This window comes from Saccharopolyspora sp. NPDC050642, from assembly GCF_040654735.1.
GTDB lineage: Bacteria > Actinomycetota > Actinomycetes > Mycobacteriales > Pseudonocardiaceae > Saccharopolyspora > Saccharopolyspora elongata.
The window spans coordinates 247882-264152 of record NZ_JBFAIN010000002.1 but is presented as its reverse complement, the minus strand read 5'-3'; the positions used below and the strand labels follow the sequence as shown (position 1 = coordinate 264152).

Below are 16271 nucleotides of genomic sequence, written 5' to 3'. Positions count from 1 at the left end.
GTGAACCACTCGACGACATCCCGTCCCGCCCTGCTGCCGGACGGGCACGCGGCCGGGCTGCGGTCGGTGATCGCCGCCGATCCGGCCGCGTCGCTCGTCGCCGGAGTGCAAGGTGCGGGCGGATACGGGAAGACGGCGCTGCTGGAGCAGCTCGCCCGCACCTACCACGACGCCGGGATCCCGGTGTTCGGCGCGAACGCGCTCGACCGGGCCGGCGACGGGGCGGTGCTGGTCGACGATGCCCACCGGCTCGACGAGGCGGTGCTCGGCGAGCTCCGCGAGGTCGCCCGGCGGCCCGGCGCGCGGCTGGTCGTCGCCTACCGGCCGGGGCCGCGGCCCGCGGCGCTGGCGGAGCTGATCGGCGAGCTCGGCGCACCGGTGCTGCTCGCCGCGCTCGGGCGGGACGAGATCGCGGCGCAGGCCGGGGCGGTCGCGCCGGAGTGGATCGGCTGGCTGCAGGCGCAAACCGGCGGCGTGCCGCGCTACGTGAGCCGGGTGCTCGCGGCGGCCGAGCCGGGCGCGGCGGAGCTGCCGGCGCGCGCTCTCGACCAGTTCCAGCACGACCTGGACCAGCTCGGCGAGGCGGGCCGGGAATGCGTGATGGCGATGGCGATCGGTGCGACCCCGCACCCCGATCTGCTCGCCGCGCTGCTCGACCTCGACCCGGCGGAGGTCGGCTCCGCGCTGCTCGTGGTGCGAGCCGCCGGCCTGGTCGGCGCCGACGACGTGCTGCTGCCGATCGTCCGCGCGGCGGCGCTGCGGCTGGCGCCGTGGGAACGGCGGCTCCGGGTGACCCGTCGCCTCGTCGAAACCCAACTGGCCCGCGGCGGTTCGGTGTTGCCGCTGGTTGCTCCGCTGCTCGGGGCCGACATCGCGTTGCTGCCGGAAGCGACCCTGGCCGCGGCGTTCGAGAAGGCGGGCGACGAGGCCCTGCGCGATGCCCCGCACCTGGCGCGGCCGCTGTTCGCCGCGGCGGTGTCGGCGGGGACTCCGGTGGTGTCGGTGGCCGCGCGGCAGGCGCGCGCCGCCGCCGTGGCCGGCGATCTCGACGAGGCGTTGCGCCTGGCGGACCAGGTGATCGTCGACGACGAGGTGCCGGACAAGGAACTCGGCGTGCAGGTCGCGGCGAGCGTCCTGGCGCACCGCGGGCTGCTGGAGCGTTCGGCCGAGCTGTGCCGGTGGTCGGTGGGGAAGCTGCGCTGGCCCGGCGACCGCGCGTTCGCCGCGCTGGGCCTGATCGGTTCCGGCCGGCTGGGCGAGGCCGACGAGCTGCTCAGCTCCTCCGACGACGCCGGACCGCCGACGTCGATCACCGGCGCTGCCGCGCAACTCGCCGCCGGAGTGCGGGAATCGGTCGTCGGCTCGGCCGCGGCGGCACTGTCCACATTGGTGCGATCGGCCTCGCTTTCGGAGCCGGTGGGCCGCGGCATCTTGGTGCCGGACAGCCCGGCTGCGATCGCCGCCCTGGTCGCGCTGCACTGCGGTGAGCTGGACGTCGCGCAGTCCACCTTGGACAGGGCGATCGGTGCGAGCGCGGGCGGTCCGCTGCTGCACCACCGGCACCGGCTGCTGGCGGCGTGGCTGCCCCTCGTGCGCGGCGACACGGTGACGGCCCGCGTGAAGCTCCAGGCCGCGGCCGGTCCGGCGGCGCGCGATCGGCTGCTGGCCACCGCGATCGAGGCGGGCATCGCGAGCCGGGACAACGACATGGGGGCCCTCGCCGCCGCCCGCGGCCAGGCGAGGCAGGCCGTCGCCGAGCACTCGGTGGACCTGTTCGCCCTGCTGCCGCTGGGCGAACTCGTGGTCGCGGCGGCGCGACTACGCGACCAGGACTGGATCGCGCCGTACCTGGCGGAGGCGCGCAGCCTGCTGGAACGGCTCGGCAATCCTCCACTGTGGACGTCAATGCTCACCTGGAAGCGCCTGCAGGCCGCGATCGTGCTGGAAGATCTGGACGACGCGCGGCATCTCGCGGCGGACCTGGACGGCATGGCGCACCACAACCCGCTGGCCGCGGCGATGGCCGAAGCCGCCCGCGTGTGGCTGCAGATCCTCACCGGCCAGGTGGACCAGGACGAGGTGGAACAGGCGTCGCGAGGGCTGCACTCGGCCGGGCTGGCCTGGGACGGGGCGCGGCTGGCGGGGCAGGCGGCGATCCATACGAAGGACCGGCGCGCGATGCTCGCGCTGCTGGAATGCGCGCGGGCCCTGCAGGGCAAGCCGCCGCGGCCGCGGGCGGTGCGCGGCGGCGACACCGACCTGCTCAGCGAGCGGGAGAAGGAGGTCGCCGAGCTGGTGCTGGCCGGACTGACCTACAAGCAGGTCGGCAAGCGCCTGTTCATCTCGGCGAAGACGGTGGAGCACCACATAAGCCGCATAAAGCAACGCCTGGGCTGCGCCAACCGGGAAGACCTCCTCAACCGCCTCCGCGAACTACTGGGCCAGTGACGACCCGGCCCGGATCCCGGGTCGGCGGCGGTTTCGCGCGAAAACGGCGCCTTCGCCTGATTGGCTGACAGGCGGTCCGCTAACCGCATCTTGGCGTCCACGGGCCCTGCGGTCAGGCCTTCTGGAGTTCCAGCCCGGCCCGGAGGGTGCCGACGATCTCGAACAACGCCTCCTGGAAGCGGTCGCCGATCGGGCGGAGGTTGGCGAAGCCGTGGATCAGGTCCGGGAACCGCCGCGCGATCACCGGCACCCCGGCCTCCGCCAGCCGCCGCGCGTACTCCTCGCCCTCGTCGCGCAGCGGGTCGAAGCCCGCCGTGACGACGTGCGCCGTCGGCAGCCCGCTGAGGTCCTCGGCGAGCAGCACCGACAGCCGCGGGTCGCCGCGGACGTCCTCCTCCGGCGCGTAGTGGTTCATGAACCAGTCCATGTCGCCGTCGGTGAGCAGGAATCCGTTGGCGAACAGCTCGCGCGACCGGCGGCGCGTGGTGGCGTCGACGGCGGGGTAGATCAGCAGCTGGAACACCGGCTTCGCGGCCCCGGACCGGGTGGCGTGCAGGGCGACCGAGGCGGCCAGGTTGCCGCCCGCGCTGTCCCCGCCGACCGCGATCGCGTCGGGGCTGGTGCCCAGCTCGGCGGCGTTCTCGACGGCGAACCGGTAGGCGTCGATGGCGTCGTCCAGGGCGGCCGGGTACGGGAACTCCGGCGCGAGCCGGTAGCCCACCGACAGCACCCGGATGCCGGCGTGCTTGGCGAGGAACCGGCACAGGTCGTCGTGGCTGTCCAGGTCGCCGATGACCCAACCGCCGCCGTGGAAGAAGACCAGCAGCGGACCGGGCTCGGAGAGCTCGCGCGGCCGGTACAGCCGCGCCGTCAGGTCGCCCGACGCGGTCGGGATCCGGCGGTCCGCCACCACCACGCCGGGCACCTGGCCGGCGGTGATCTTGGTCGACCGCCGTATCCCGGCGCGGGCGATCTCGGGCGTGGCCGCCGACAGTTGCTCGTGGCCGGCCAGCCGCATCAACTTGAGCAGCAGTTGAGCATCGAGCGCGAGTTCCTGGTCGTCCAGTCGAATCGCGCGCCCCGCTAGGAGCCGCCGCGCGGGTTTGGGGAGCGCGAAAACGCCGCGTACGACCGCGGCCTCCAGCGTCGGCTGCACCAGTTCGAGGACCTTCGACATCGGCGTTGACCTCCCCGGAAGGCGACAAGTGGTGCTGAGGTTACCCGCAGGTAGCTGTGGCCCGGGACACGGCCGGGTGGCTTTGACCTCCAGCGCGCTCGAAGTTCTAGCGTGGCGAGCAGCCCCGCAGGAGGGGGGACAGACGCGGGCAGCGGGTGAAAGGATCGAACGCATGACGGTGACCGTGGTGGGAATCGGCGGATCGGTGCGACCGGACTCGCAATCCGAGCGGGTGCTGCACGCGGCGCTCGCCGGAGCTCGAGAGGCCGGGGCCAAGGTCCACGCGATCACCGGCAGCAGCCTGGCGATGCCGTTCTACGACCCGCACCTGACCGAGCGCACCGACAACGCGCTGGAGCTGGTCGACGCCCTGCGCTCGGCGGACGGCGTGATCCTCGCCTCGCCCGGTTACCACGGCACGATCTCCGGGCTGATCAAGAACGCCCTGGACTACGCCGAGGACCTGCGCGGCGACGAGCGCCCCTACCTGGACGGCCGGGCGGTGGGCTGCATCGGCATCGCCTACGGCTGGCAGGCGACGGTGACGACGCTTCAGGCGCTCCGCTCGGTGGTGCACGCCCTGCGCGGCTGGCCGACGCCGCTGGGCGGAGCGGTGAACTCGGCCGAAACGCAGTTCGAGGCCGGCGGCGAGTGCACCGACGAGAAGGTGGCGAACGTCCTGCGCACCATCGGCCACCAGGTCGTCGACTTCGCCAACCGCACCTGACCCCTGCTCCCGGCCGTCCGCACCACGCTCCGCCAGGCGCGGAGGTCACCAGTTTCAATTGAAACTGATGAACCCCAGTTTCAATTGAAACTGCCGTGGGGACTGATCCCACGGCAGGTCACACCGCTTCGAAGTGCGAGGGCACCGCCGAGGCAGGACCCTCGAGGGGTCTGCTCGCGTTCGAGGAGGTAGCCCAGCTCATGGCCCAGAAGACCGTCAAGAAGGACCCCATCTCCAGCCCGCTGGCCGACCAGGACCGGGAGATCACCGGCAAGGTGCTGCAAGGCACCCTGCTGGACCTCATCGACCTGCACCTGGTGGCGAAGCAGGCGCACTGGAACGTCGTCGGCAGGCTGTTCCACGACGTGCACCTCCACCTGGACGAACTGGTCACCACCGCGCGCGGCTTCGCCGACGACGTCGCCGAGCGCGCCGCCGCCATCGGCGTCTCGCCCGACGGGCGTGCCGCGACCGTCGCCGACGGCTCCGGCGTGCCGAAGTTCGACTCGGACTGGCGCAGCGACCGCGAGGTGGTCGCGGCGATCGTGGCCGCGCTGGCGGAGCTGATCCGCCGGCTGCGGGCCCGCATCGACGAGACCGACAAGACCGACCTCGTCACCCAGGACCTGCTGATCGGCATCGCCGCGGAACTGGAGAAGTCGCACTGGATGTGGCAGGCCCAGCTCGCCGAATAGTCACATCTCCGCAGTTCAGAGCCCGTGCGTACTTTGCAAAGTGCGCACGGGCTTTTTGCGGCCGCGTTCAACGGCCCGCGTCGCGGACCAGGAGCGCGAGCTGGACCCGGTTCGACAGGTTCAGCTTCGCCAGCGCCCGGCTGACGTGGACCTTCACCGTCCCCTCGCTCATCGCCAGCTCGGCCCCGACCTCGGCGTTCGACAGGCCCCTGGCCACCGCGCGCACCACGGCGCCCTCCCGCTCGGTCAGCGCCGCCAGCCGCTGCCGCGCCTCCGCGGCCGCCGGCGACTCCAGCTCCGCGAAGGTGTCGAGCAGCCGCTTGGTGATGCTCGGGGTGAGCATGGCGCTGCCTTCGGCGATGATCCGGACGGCGTTGGCCAGGTCGCGCGGCGACGTGTCCTTGAGCAGGAATCCCGCCGCGCCGTTGCGCAGCGCGGTGTGCACGTAGTCGTCCAGGTCGAACGTCGTCAGCATGATCACCCGGGGCGGGGCGGGGGAACGCCGCAGCTCCCGCAGCGCGGTCAGCCCGTCCACGCCCGGCATGCGGACGTCCATCAGCACCACGTCCGGCCGGTGCTTCGCGACGGCGGTGATCGCTTCGCCGCCGTCGCCCGCCTCGCCGACCACCTCGATGTCCGCCGCCGGTTCCAGGATCATCCGCAGCCCGGCCCGGACCAGCGCCTCGTCGTCGACCACCAGGACCCGGATCACGCGCGCTCCTCCAGCGGGAACCGGGCGGACACCCGAAACCCGCCGTCGGCGCGCGGTTCGGCCGCGAACGAGCCGGCGAGCAGCTCGACGCGTTCCCGCAGGCCGACGAGCCCCATGCCGCTGCCGGGCAGCGGCTCGACCGGTGCCCGCGGCGCTTCGTTGATCACGTCGACCTCCAGAACCGAGTCCACGTAACGCAATTCGACATCGGTGCGAGCCGTCCCGGCGTGCTTGTGGACGTTGGTGAGCGCCTCCTGCACGACGCGGTACGCCGCCTGCTCCACCAGGATGGGCAGCGGCTGCGGCGTCCCTTCGTCGTGCCGGTGCACCGGGATTCCGGCTTCCCGGGACCGGTCGAGCAGGCCGTCGAGATCCACCAGCGTCGGTCGTGGCCCGAGGCGGGCGTCCGAGGTCGCGCTCTTGAGGACGCCGATGGAATCCCTGAGCTGCGCCAAGGCTTCCCGGCCGGTGGTGCGGATGAGCTCCGCGGTCGCGGCGGTGCCCGGGTCCGCGGCGTTGACCTCCAGCGCGCCCGCGTGCAGCACCATCAGCGACACCCGGTGGGCGACGACGTCGTGCATGTCCCGGGCGATCCGCGCCCGCTCCTGCATCCGCGCCTGCTCCGCGCGGGCGGCCTGCTCGCGCTCCAGCTGCGCGCTGCGCTCGCGGAGGCCGTCCAGCACGTCGTGGCGGGAGCGGTTCCACAGGCCGAGCACGAACGGCAGCGCGACGAACAAGCCGACGCCGCCGAGCGCGGCCAACATGTCGCCCAGCGCCAGGCCCGCTCGGCCGAAGGCCAGACCGATCGCGGTCGGCAGGAGCACCGCCGCGCTCGCCACCGCGAAGCAGCCGATCAGCCGTCGCTGTTCGCGGATCGTGCGGGCGGCGAGGTACGAGCTGACGCACAGCGGCACCCAGGCCGAGATCAGCAGCCAGGCCACCAGCCCGGCCACGATCATCGGCCAGGGCGTGCGCGGCAGCAGCAGAACGCAGATCACCGATGCGGCCGCCAGCACGGCGGACAGCAGGACGCCGAAGATCGGCGGCGCGCCGGAAACCGCCAGCGGGTACGGGATCGGTCCGCCGCTGACCGGCACGAACGTCCCCGCCGCGACCACCGCCGCCAGCAGCACCACCTGCATGCGCTTCGCCACACCACGACCGTAGCCGGGCCGGCCCGCTCCGGCGTCCCACCGAAGTTCAGCTCCGGTGTAACCAAAGTTAGCGCCGGCCGTGGCCTTTCCGGTGACGCGCGGGAGCGGCCCGGGCGCGCACGATTCCGTGCCATGACATCGAAATCGGCCGTCCGGGCAACGGGCCTGGCGAAGCACTACGGCGCGGGAGGTTCGCAGGTGACCGCGCTCGCGGGCGTCGACGTGGCGTTCCGGCACGGCGAGCTCACCGCGATCATGGGGCCGTCCGGCTCCGGCAAGTCGACCCTGCTGCACTGCGTCGCGGGCCTGGACGAGCCCGACGAGGGCCAGGTGTGGATCGGCGCCACCGAACTCACCGGCCTGCGCGACGACGAGCTGACCAGGCTCCGCCGGGACCGCGTGGGATTCGTGTTCCAGGCCTACAACCTGCTGCCCGCGCTCACCGCGCTGGAGAACATCACGCTGCCCTTCGACCTCGCCGGTCGCAAGCCCGACCCGGACGTGCTGCGGAAGGTCGTCGAGGCGGTCGACCTGCAGGACCGGCTGCACCACCGGCCCAGCCAGCTCTCCGGCGGCCAGCAGCAGCGGGTGGCCTGCGCGCGAGCCCTGGTGACCCGGCCCGAGGTGGTCTTCGCCGACGAACCGACCGGTGCCCTGGATTCCGCGACCGCCGCGGAGCTGCTCGGCTTCCTGCGCCGCAGCGTCGACGAGCTCGGGCAGGCGGTCGTGCTGGTGACCCACGAGCCGAGCGTCGCCGCGCACGCCGACCGCGTGCTGTTCCTCAAGGACGGCCGGATCGTGGACGAGATCTCCGCGCCGACGTCCGACAGCGTGCTGGAGCGCATGAAGTCGATGGAGAGGACCGCATCCCGATGCTGAGGACCATGCTGCGCGACCTGCTCGCGCACCGGGCGCGGTTGGCGATGACGCTGTTCGCCATCGCGCTCGGCGTGGCCGCGACGGTCGGGAGCTGGGTGGTCACCGATTCCATCGCGGCCACCCTCGCCGCCCGCGAAATCCGCCACGACGTCGGCGTTTCCGTGCAAAGCCCCGGCAAGGAGCCGGTGCTCGCGCCCGCGGACCGGGACCGGCTGGCCGCGGTGCCCGGGGTGGCGCGGGCCGAGGGCGTGATCGTCGGCCGGGCGGGGATCGTCGGCCGCGACGGCAAGCTCGTCCAGACCGGCACGGTCCTGGACCGGGCGGCCACGAACTGGAGCGGCGACGAGCGCTTCGAACTGGTGGCGGGCCGTCCGCCGACCGGGCCGGGGCAGGTCGCGCTGAACGCGTCGGATGCGCGGACCGCCGGGCTCGCCGTGGGCGATACCGCGCGGATCCTGCTGTCCGAGGGGAAGGTCGACGAGGCCATGGTGACCGGGCTGTTCGGCTACCGCCAGCTAGGACCCGAGTCCATAGTGGACTCGAATGATCCCTCGGATGCGGTGCCGGTCGTGGCCTACGAGTCGGCGACCGCGGCGAGCCTGCTCGGCGATCGCTTCCACCGGATCGAGCTGACCGGCGCGGATCCCGGCGCGATCGCGGACGCCGTGCGCGCGCTGGTCCCGGACGACCACCACGTGACGACCGGTCGCGCCCTGGCCGACGCGCTCGCCGAGCAGTCGGCCTCCGACGTGCAGGACCTCCGGATGACGATGCTGCCGTTCGCGGCGGTCGTGCTGCTGGTCGGCATGTTCGTCATCGCCAACACCTTCGCGGTGCTGGTGACCCAGCGGACCCGCCAGTTCGCGCTGCTGCGCGCCGTCGGCGCCCGGAAGCGGCAGGTCAGGGTGGGAATCGCGGCCGAAGCCGTGGCGCTCGGCGTGGCGGGCGGCACGATCGGCACGCTGGCCGGGGTGGCGATCGCCCCGCTGCTGCTCTCGGCGCTGCGCCCGGACGACGAGGTCGCGTTCACCGTCACCCCGTTCGCCGTCCTGCTCGGCTACGCCGTCGCAGTGCTGGTGACGGTGCTGGCCGCCAACGGCTCCGCGCGGCGTGCGGCCGCCGTGCCACCCGTCGCGGCACTGCGCATGGACGCGGTCGTGCCGCGAGGAGTCAAGCGCAGCAGGAACTTCCTCGGTATCGGCTTTCTCCTCATCGCAGCCGGGATGATCACCGCCACGGCGGATCCCAGCTCGTCGAACGCCGCGCGGATCATCGCGCTGGTGGGTGCGGTCGTCGGGGTGATCGGGGTGATCGTGCTCGCGCCGCAGCTCGCCGAGCTGGTGCTGCGCCCGCTCGCGCGGACCTTCGCGAGATCGGGGCCGGCCGTTCGGCTCGGGCTGCGCAACGCGGCGGGCGATCCGCGGCGCACCGCGGGCACGGCGACGGCGATCACCATCGGATTGGCCCTGGTGTGCTCGTTCGCGACGATCAGTTCGACGTTCGCCGCGCTGATCGCCTCGACGACCCGCGCGAATCTGCCGGACCGGACGACGGTCCTGCAGTCCGCCGCCGGCGGCGAATCCGCGCTCACCCCGGCCGAGCTGCGCAAAGCCAGCGGCCTGCCGGGCGTCACCGAGGTGGCGGGGAGCCGCGACGTGCTCATCGAGCTCGCGTACCCGGGCGGCGAGACGGTGCGGCGGATCTCCGCGATCGAACCCGCCGCCCTGGGCACAGTGCTCACGCCGAAGCTGACCGCGGGCAGCGCGGATCTCTCGCGCGGCGTGGTCGTTTCGCAGAACCAGGCCGACATGCTGGGCCTGCGGATGAACGACGAGGTCACCCTGGAACTGGACGCCAAGACCTCGGTCACGCAGCGCGTGGTGGGCGTCTACGACGCGACGGAACTGGGCGCCAGCCTCTTCCTGGACGTCGGCCTGGCGCCCGAATCCCTGCGCAAGCAGGTCACGACGGTGTACGCCTCCGGGCCCGATCCCGCCGCCGCGCGGCAGAGCATCGAGGACGCCTTCCGCGACCGGCCGGACGTGACCATCGGCGACCGCGAGTCGATGGTCCAGGACGGCGTCGACCAGCAGGCGTTCGCCTTCGCCCTGATGTACGCCATGTTCGGCGTCGCGATCGTCATCGCGCTGTTCGGCGTCGTGAACACGCTGATGCTCTCGGTCGCGGAGCGCACCCGCGAGATCGGCGTGTTCCGCGCGGTGGGCGCGACGCGGCTGCTGGTGCGCCGGACGATCCGGGTGGAGAGCACGGTGGTGTCGATCTTCGGCGCGCTGCTCGGGGTGCTGGTGGGCGTCCCGGTGGGGGCGGTGATGCAGCACGCGATGTTCGGCCAGCGCCTGGGGGACTTCACGATGCCGACCGAAGTCATCGCGGCGTCCCTGGTGACCATCGCGATCTGCGCGGTGCTGGCGGCGATGTGGCCCGCCCGCCGAGCGGCCAGGACCGACGTCCTGAAGGCGATCGCCACGGAGTGACCGCCACCCGCGCACGTAACGGCCGAGCAGGGCCGGTGCGGTGATTCCCCCACCGGCCCACCCCGGTGACCGGGCGCGACCCACGCGCCCGGTCACCGGTTCTTCCGCGGTGGGTCAGACCCGGCGGGCTCGTTCGTACTGCTTCGGCCAGATGTTGTCCGCGTGCAGCGCGTCGGCCGCGCGCAGCGGCCAGTGCGGGTCGCGCAGGAGCTCGCGGCCGAGCAGGACCGCGTCCGCCGACCCCGACGAGACGATCTCCTCCGCCTGCTCCGGCGAGGTGATCAGGCCGACCGCCGCCGTCGGGACGTTCGCCTCCGCGCGGACCTGCCGGGCGAATCGCACCTGGTAGCCCGCGCCGATCGGGATGTCCGCCTTCGGCACCGCGCCGCCGGTCGACGTGTCGACGAGGTCCACCCCGCGCTCCGCCAGCAGCCCGGCCAGCCGGACCGAGTCCTCGCCGGTCCAGCCGCCCTCGACCCAGTCGGTCGCGGAGAGGCGGGCGAGCAGCGGCCGGTCCGCGGGCCAGGCCGCGCGCACCGCTTCGGTGATCTCCAGCAGCACCCGCACCCGGTTCTCGAAGTCGCCGCCGTAGCGGTCGGTCCGGTCGTTGACCAGCGGCGAGTAGAACTGGTGCGCCAGGTAGCCGTGCGCGAAGTGCAGTTCGATCACGTCGAAGTCCGCCGCTTCGGCACGGCGCGCGGCCGCGGCGAACTGCTCGGGCAGCTCGGCGATCTCGGCCTCGGTCAGCGCGCGCGGCGCGGGCAGGTTGCCGAAGGCGTTGCCGGTCGAGCTGACCGTCTCCCAGCCGCCTTCGGACGCCGGCACCGCATTGCTGCCCTCCCACGGCGGGGTCGTGGACGCCTTGCGCCCGGCGTGCGCGAGCTGCACACCGGTCGCCGCGCCCTGCGCGTGCAGGAAGTCGTTGATCCGCCGCCACGCCGCGACCTGGTCGTCGTTCCACAGCCCGGTGTCCCGCGGGCTGATCCGGCCTTCCGGGACCACCGCGGTCGCCTCGGTGATGATCAGCCCGGCCCCGCCGGTGGCGAACTGGCCGAGGTGCACCAGGTGCCAGTCGTCGGGCAGGCCGTCGGCGGCCGAGTACTGGCACATCGGCGCGACCCACACGCGGTTGCGGACGACGACGTCGCGAAGCTTGATCGGTTCGAAGAGATGGCTCACGACCAGCTTTGACGCCCTGGCGGAACGAGGTATTCCGAGGCTCCGGCCATCTCACGATCCGGGCGCTCAGAGCGCGCGCAGCAGATCCTCGAAAGCCGCCTCGACGCGGTCGGTGTCGCCGGTGGCGAGCAGGTCGAGCAGCAGGCCGCGCAGCGCCGCGAGCGCCAGCGTCGCCTCGGTGTCGGAGCCGCCGAGCGCCTGTCGGAGCCGCGGGAGCCACTCGCGGACGCTCGCCTCGCCGAAGCCGTCCCACGCGCCGCCGCGGGAGTGCAGAGAGCGCGCGTAGCTCTCGAAGAAGAACCGGATGATGTTGTGGTGCGCCGGATCGCTGAGCCACCGCCACAGGGCGCGCAGCACCTCGGCCCGGTCCGCGCAGTCGCCGATGGTGTCGGCGAGGAGCCGGAGCTGGACGTCGCGGGCGTGCCGGTGGACTTCCCGCACCAGTTCTTCCTTGGAGCCGAAGAAGTACAGCAGCATCCGCGGGCTGGAGCCGACCGCCGCCGCCAGCGGCCGCAGCGACACCTCGGAGAGCCCGTGCGTCGCGGAGTAGTCCAGGAGCTTCGCGAGCAGTTCGCCGCGGCGGCCGTCGTCCTGCTGGGTCATCGTCGCCCTCTGTTCCGTTCCTGGTCAGGCTGCTAGCCTACGACTGAAACGATTGTTTCACTCGGCTGGAGCTCCGCATGCCCGACATCACCATCCGGATCGGCCCGCGCCCCGGCGATCTGGGCGCCGTGCTCGCCATGCACGGCGAGCTCTACGCGCGCGAGCACGGCTTCGACGAACGCTTCGAGGCGCACGTCGCGCACGGGCTCGCCGCCTTCGCCGCCGCCCTGGGCGAAGCCCGGGACGAGCCGGGCACCGAACCCGGCCGGCTGTGGGTCGCCGAGCGCGGCGGCGAGGTAGTCGGCACGGTCGCGCTGACCGACGAGGGCGACGGCGTCGCGCAGCTCCGCTGGTTCTTGGTCGCACCGGCCGCGCGAGGCGCCGGGGTCGGCCGGAAGTTGCTGCACGCCCTGCTCGATCACGCGCGCGACCAGGGCTTCGAGCACGTGAAGCTGTGGACGGTCGGCTCGCTGGAATCGGCCGCCCGGCTGTACCTGGATGCGGGATTCCGCTGCACCGAACGAAATCCCGTCCGGCAGTGGGGTCACCGGCTCGAAGAGCTGAGGTACGACCTCGAACTGGGGTGACGGCCATGCGGACCAGAACCTGGCTGCGCGCGGTGGTCGAGCACGTGCGGACGATGAACGACCTGTACGACCGCTACCTGCTGGCCTGGCCGCCGCAACCGGAGCCGCTGCACTGGATCCGCCGCGGCGACGCCTGGATCCTGCGCGGCGAAGTGCTCCCCGGGCAACGCCCCGACTGACGTCGGGGCGGCGATTTCGTGCGAAATCGCCGCCACTGCTGCAGGGTGCACCGGCGAGTTGGACAAGCACGGCCCCTGCAACGACCCGAATGCCTCACGGCCCTGATCAGCCCAGGTCGGGTTCCGGGCGGAGCTCGATCGAACCGCCGGGCTGGTGCAGCTCCAGCACGACGAGCTCGTTCTCCCCGGCCCTCCACAGTGGACTCGGGGCGTAGAGCGTGCGCTGCGGGCCGATCGACCAGTAGCGGCCGAGCAGGAAACCGTTCAGCCACACCATGCCCTTCTCCCAGCCGGGCAGCGCCAGGAAGCCATCGGCGGGCTCGCCGATCCGCAGCGTCGCGCGGTGGAAGGCGGGCCCGCTCGCGGTGCCGGGCCGGAACCGCAGGCCGGACAGGTCGTCCAGCGGCAGCGGCCGGATCTCCCAGTCGAACAGCGCCTGCGAGCCGTGCAGGACGCGGTCGGTGATGCCCTTGGGGTCGTTGAGGCGATGGCCGTAGTTGATCCGGCCCCCGGTGTCGACGAGCAGATCCAGCTGCACCGACTCGCGCGGCACCGGCACCTCCACCGAACCCTGCGGATCGTTGCGGTCGAGCGTGCCGATCTGCTCGCCGTCGGCGAAGACCAGCGCCCGATCGGCCAGCCCGCGCACCCGGAGCCCGGCCGTCTCGCGCGGGCCCTGCACGCGCGTCCGGTAGTGGATCAACCCGTACGGCTGGCCCAGCGCCTCCATGTGCATCGGGGCGGACCGGTGGACCGGCTCGCCGAGCACGTCGAGCGACTCCAGCAGCCCGGCGGTCGCTTCCGGCTTTACGCGCTGCGCCGGGAGTCGTGGCGGAAGCGGCGGCACCGGGTCGTCCGGGACCGGTTCGTGCCGGGCGATGACCTCGCGGATCCGGTGGAACTTCGCGGTGAGCTCGCCGGCCTCGCCGATCGGCGAGTCGTAGTCGTAGCTGGTGATCGTCGGCTGGTAGGCGGCCTTCGCATCATCGAAGTTCGCGCCCGCCCACCAGCCGAAGTTCGTGCCGCCCACCGCCATGTACAGCGACACGGATGCCCCGGCGGCCAGCATCTTCTCGACGTCCGCGGCCGTCTCGACCGGATCGGTGGTGTGGTGCGGCTCGCCCCAGTGGTCGAACCAGCCGTCCCAGAACTCCGTGCACCACAACGGTCCCTTCGGCTGGTACCGGCGCAGCGCGGCGAACGGCTCCGTCGGATCGCCGCTGAAGTTCACCGTCGCCAGCTCGTCCGGCAGGTTCCCGCCGCGCAGCATCCACTCCGACGGCCCGTTCGAGCAGAACAGCATGCTGTCGATCCCGTTGCCGCGCATGGTGTTCCGCAGGTGGTCCAGGTGCGCCCGGTCGTTGCCGTAGCTGCCGTACTCGTTCTCCACCTGGAACGCGAGCACCGGGCCGCCGTGCGTCGCCTGCAACGGCGCCAGCCGCGGCAGCAGCTCGCCGAACCACTCGTCGACCAGGTCGCGGTAGGCCGGCTCGTCGCAGCGCAGCGGCAGATCCGGGTCGGCCAGCAGCCAGGCTGGCAGCCCGCCGAAGTCCCACTCCGCGCAGATGTACGGGCCGGGCCGGACGACGACCTTCAGCCCGACCTCGGCGGCGGTCTCGACGAACCGGACGATGTCGCGCCAACCGGTGAAGTCGATCGCGCCGCGCCGCGGCTCGTGGAAGTTCCAGGCCACGTACGTGTCGACGCTGTTGAGCCCGAGCGCGCGCATCCGGGCCAGCCGGTCGCGCCAGTGGTCGGGATGGGTGCGGAAGTAGTGCATCTCGCCGGCCACGATCCGGAACGGCTCGCCGTCGAGCAGGAACTCGTCGCCGCGCACGGTCAGCCCGGACCGCTGCTGGGCCTGCGCGACGACTTGGTTGGTGCCCACCATGCCGAGGGCGAGGCCGCCGAGCGCGAGTGAGCCGAGGAATCCCCGCCGGTTGACGCTTCCCATCACGGCCTCCTTTTCGATGTTGCGCAAAACGACCTAGATTCTTGCAACTTCGAGCACCCAGAGGCCAGGGGTGCAACCGGATCGGACCAGCGACCACGGGCCGGAAGCCCCTGGCGATCTGTCCCCGCGAGTGCCCATGCTGCGGACATGACGTCGGGCGACGCCGTCCGCTCCGCCACCGTGTGCCACTACAAGCGGGCCGGGGTGGCACCGCCGATCGAGATGATCGAGCGGTTCCGGGTGCTGACCGGGAAGCGGGCCGCCGGGCGGGTGCTGGACATCGGCGCGTTCCTCCTCGAAGACCTGCTGGCCTACCGCCACATCTGCTACCTCGCGATGCTCGGCGCCAAACCGGACCTGCGCAGCGAGCGCCCGGACCTGGACCCCGAGTTCGTCGACGGCGATCCGGCGGACCTGCCGTTCCCGGACGACGCCTTCGACGTGGTGGTCTGCCGGTTCGCCTTGTGCAGCACGGAGAAACCGCAGTCGGCGCTGAGCGAGATCGGCCGGGTGCTGCGGCCGGTCGGCCAACTGCTGTTCCTCGAGCACACCCGTGCACCCGGCGTCGTGGGGCAGGCGCAGGACCGGGCGCAGGAGATGCTGCGCGGCTGCCGGCGCTGCCGCCTCAACGTCGAGGTGATGCCGCAGCTCTACCGGGCGGGCCTGGTGGTGCGCCGCGCCGACTGGTACTGGCCGTCCGCGCACGTGCGCGCGCCGCTGGTGCAGGGCATCGCCACCCGCCCGGACCCGCAGTACGAGCGCGAACTCGCGTGGCTGCGCAATCCGATTCGCAAACCAGGAGATCCGCCGTGGTCAGGAAGATAGCGGACTGCCGCAAGTACCCGAGCGAGAGCGACTGCTCGCTCACCATCAGCGGCGAGGAGGAAGAGGTGCTGCGCGCCGCCACCGAACACGCGGTGGCGGTGCACCGGCACGAGGACACCCCGGAGTTGCGCGAGCAGATCCGGGAACTGCTGGAGGACGAGACCCCGGCCGGCGAGCCCGACGGCATGAACTTCGTGCAGCTCATCGAGTTCAAGACCGGCAAGCTGGACCAGCTCGACGAGCTGCTGGACGAATGGGAGGAAGCCACCGGCGGCAAGCGCACGGCGAAGCGAGCGGTGCTCACCCAGGACCACGAGCACCCGGGCAGCTACTACGAGCTCGTCGAATTCCCGTCCTACGAAGAGGCGATGCGCAACTCCCGGCTACCGGAAACGGATGCGCTGTCCCGCAAGATGAGGGACCTCTGCGACGAAGAGCCGACCTTCCACAACCTCGACGTGGTCCGGGCCGAACGACTCTGACCCGAGCACCACGTCACCCTCACCGGCCATCCCACCTCCACGGAACCCGAGTCCCGTTCCGGTGCGGTTTCAATTGAAACTGCACCTCAGGTCTCCGTCTGGAACCGGATCTCCAGTTTCAATGGAAACTGGGGACCATCGGCGTGTCGAGACCACGACACACCGACACCTGTGG

Annotated in this window: 15 protein-coding genes; 9 read left to right on the top strand and 6 right to left on the bottom strand. The window is 72.3% G+C overall.

Translation table 11 applies throughout. From position 1 onward, the window contains the following. A complete protein-coding gene (locus tag AB0H93_RS04945) occupies positions 1–2448 on the top strand; it encodes a LuxR C-terminal-related transcriptional regulator (RefSeq protein WP_358567543.1) in 2448 nt (815 codons plus the stop codon). A 112-nt stretch (positions 2449–2560) separates the two neighbouring features. Here AB0H93_RS04945 and AB0H93_RS04940 read toward each other — a convergent pair whose 3' ends face one another. Beyond that, positions 2561–3625 (bottom strand): alpha/beta hydrolase, encoded by a 1065-nt coding sequence (locus tag AB0H93_RS04940; protein WP_358567540.1) that lies wholly within the window; start codon positions 3623–3625, stop codon positions 2561–2563. 172 nt (positions 3626–3797) lie between these two features. On the opposite strand from AB0H93_RS04940, the gene AB0H93_RS04935 reads away from it, so the two are divergent. Together AB0H93_RS04935 and AB0H93_RS04930 are read left to right on the top strand one after the other, a co-directional pair. Continuing rightward, the gene (locus AB0H93_RS04935) at positions 3798–4352 is read left to right on the top strand and encodes an NAD(P)H-dependent oxidoreductase (protein WP_132491770.1); all 555 of its coding nucleotides are present in this window, start codon (positions 3798–3800) and stop codon (positions 4350–4352) included. 200 nt (positions 4353–4552) lie between these two features. Then, positions 4553–5047 (top strand): DNA starvation/stationary phase protection protein, encoded by a 495-nt coding sequence (locus tag AB0H93_RS04930; protein WP_358567537.1) that lies wholly within the window; start codon positions 4553–4555, stop codon positions 5045–5047. A 67-nt stretch (positions 5048–5114) separates the two neighbouring features. Here the strand turns inward: AB0H93_RS04930 and AB0H93_RS04925 are convergent, their stop codons facing one another. Together AB0H93_RS04925 and AB0H93_RS04920 are read right to left on the bottom strand one after the other, a co-directional pair. Next, positions 5115–5759: a response regulator transcription factor gene (locus AB0H93_RS04925; RefSeq protein ID WP_132491774.1), complete on the bottom strand. Its 645-nt coding sequence runs from the start codon at positions 5757–5759 to the stop codon at positions 5115–5117. After that, positions 5756–6913 carry a sensor histidine kinase gene (locus AB0H93_RS04920; RefSeq protein ID WP_358567532.1) on the bottom strand — a complete coding sequence of 386 codons (1158 nt, stop codon included), beginning with the start codon at positions 6911–6913 and terminating at the stop codon, positions 5756–5758. The genes AB0H93_RS04925 and AB0H93_RS04920 overlap by 4 nt, the downstream gene beginning before the upstream one ends. A gap of 132 nt (positions 6914–7045) precedes the next feature. Here AB0H93_RS04920 and AB0H93_RS04915 point away from each other — a divergent pair, with 132 nt between their 5' ends. Both AB0H93_RS04915 and AB0H93_RS04910 read left to right on the top strand, forming a co-directional pair. Beyond that, positions 7046–7792 (top strand): ABC transporter ATP-binding protein, encoded by a 747-nt coding sequence (locus AB0H93_RS04915; protein ID WP_358567529.1) that lies wholly within the window; start codon positions 7046–7048, stop codon positions 7790–7792. Further along, entirely contained in the window at positions 7786–10287 is a 2502-nt protein-coding gene (locus AB0H93_RS04910; RefSeq protein ID WP_358567526.1) for an ABC transporter permease, read from the top strand. Before AB0H93_RS04915 ends, AB0H93_RS04910 begins: the two co-directional genes overlap by 7 nt. A gap of 114 nt (positions 10288–10401) precedes the next feature. On the opposite strand, the gene AB0H93_RS04905 is transcribed toward AB0H93_RS04910, so the two are convergent. Together AB0H93_RS04905 and AB0H93_RS04900 are read right to left on the bottom strand one after the other, a co-directional pair. Continuing rightward, entirely contained in the window at positions 10402–11466 is a 1065-nt protein-coding gene (locus tag AB0H93_RS04905) for an NADH:flavin oxidoreductase/NADH oxidase (protein WP_358567523.1), read from the bottom strand. A 66-nt stretch (positions 11467–11532) separates the two neighbouring features. Continuing rightward, a complete protein-coding gene (locus AB0H93_RS04900; protein ID WP_358567520.1) occupies positions 11533–12069 on the bottom strand; it encodes a TetR/AcrR family transcriptional regulator in 537 nt (178 codons plus the stop codon). 77 nt (positions 12070–12146) lie between these two features. Here AB0H93_RS04900 and AB0H93_RS04895 point away from each other — a divergent pair, with 77 nt between their 5' ends. Both AB0H93_RS04895 and AB0H93_RS04890 read left to right on the top strand, forming a co-directional pair. Next, positions 12147–12656, top strand: a complete 510-nt coding sequence (locus AB0H93_RS04895; protein WP_358567517.1) for a GNAT family N-acetyltransferase — start codon at positions 12147–12149, stop codon at positions 12654–12656. 5 nt (positions 12657–12661) lie between these two features. Next, entirely contained in the window at positions 12662–12835 is a 174-nt protein-coding gene (locus tag AB0H93_RS04890; protein ID WP_358567514.1) for a hypothetical protein, read from the top strand. A 106-nt stretch (positions 12836–12941) separates the two neighbouring features. On the opposite strand, the gene AB0H93_RS04885 is transcribed toward AB0H93_RS04890, so the two are convergent. Continuing rightward, positions 12942–14789, bottom strand: a complete 1848-nt coding sequence (locus AB0H93_RS04885) for a beta-galactosidase family protein (protein WP_358567511.1) — start codon at positions 14787–14789, stop codon at positions 12942–12944. 147 nt (positions 14790–14936) lie between these two features. On the opposite strand from AB0H93_RS04885, the gene AB0H93_RS04880 reads away from it, so the two are divergent. Together AB0H93_RS04880 and AB0H93_RS04875 are read left to right on the top strand one after the other, a co-directional pair. Beyond that, the gene (locus tag AB0H93_RS04880) at positions 14937–15614 is read left to right on the top strand and encodes a class I SAM-dependent methyltransferase (protein WP_358567508.1); all 678 of its coding nucleotides are present in this window, start codon (positions 14937–14939) and stop codon (positions 15612–15614) included. Next, positions 15599–16096 (top strand): DUF1059 domain-containing protein, encoded by a 498-nt coding sequence (locus AB0H93_RS04875; RefSeq protein ID WP_358567505.1) that lies wholly within the window; start codon positions 15599–15601, stop codon positions 16094–16096. The genes AB0H93_RS04880 and AB0H93_RS04875 overlap by 16 nt, the downstream gene beginning before the upstream one ends. The last annotated feature ends 175 nt before the right edge of the window (positions 16097–16271 follow it).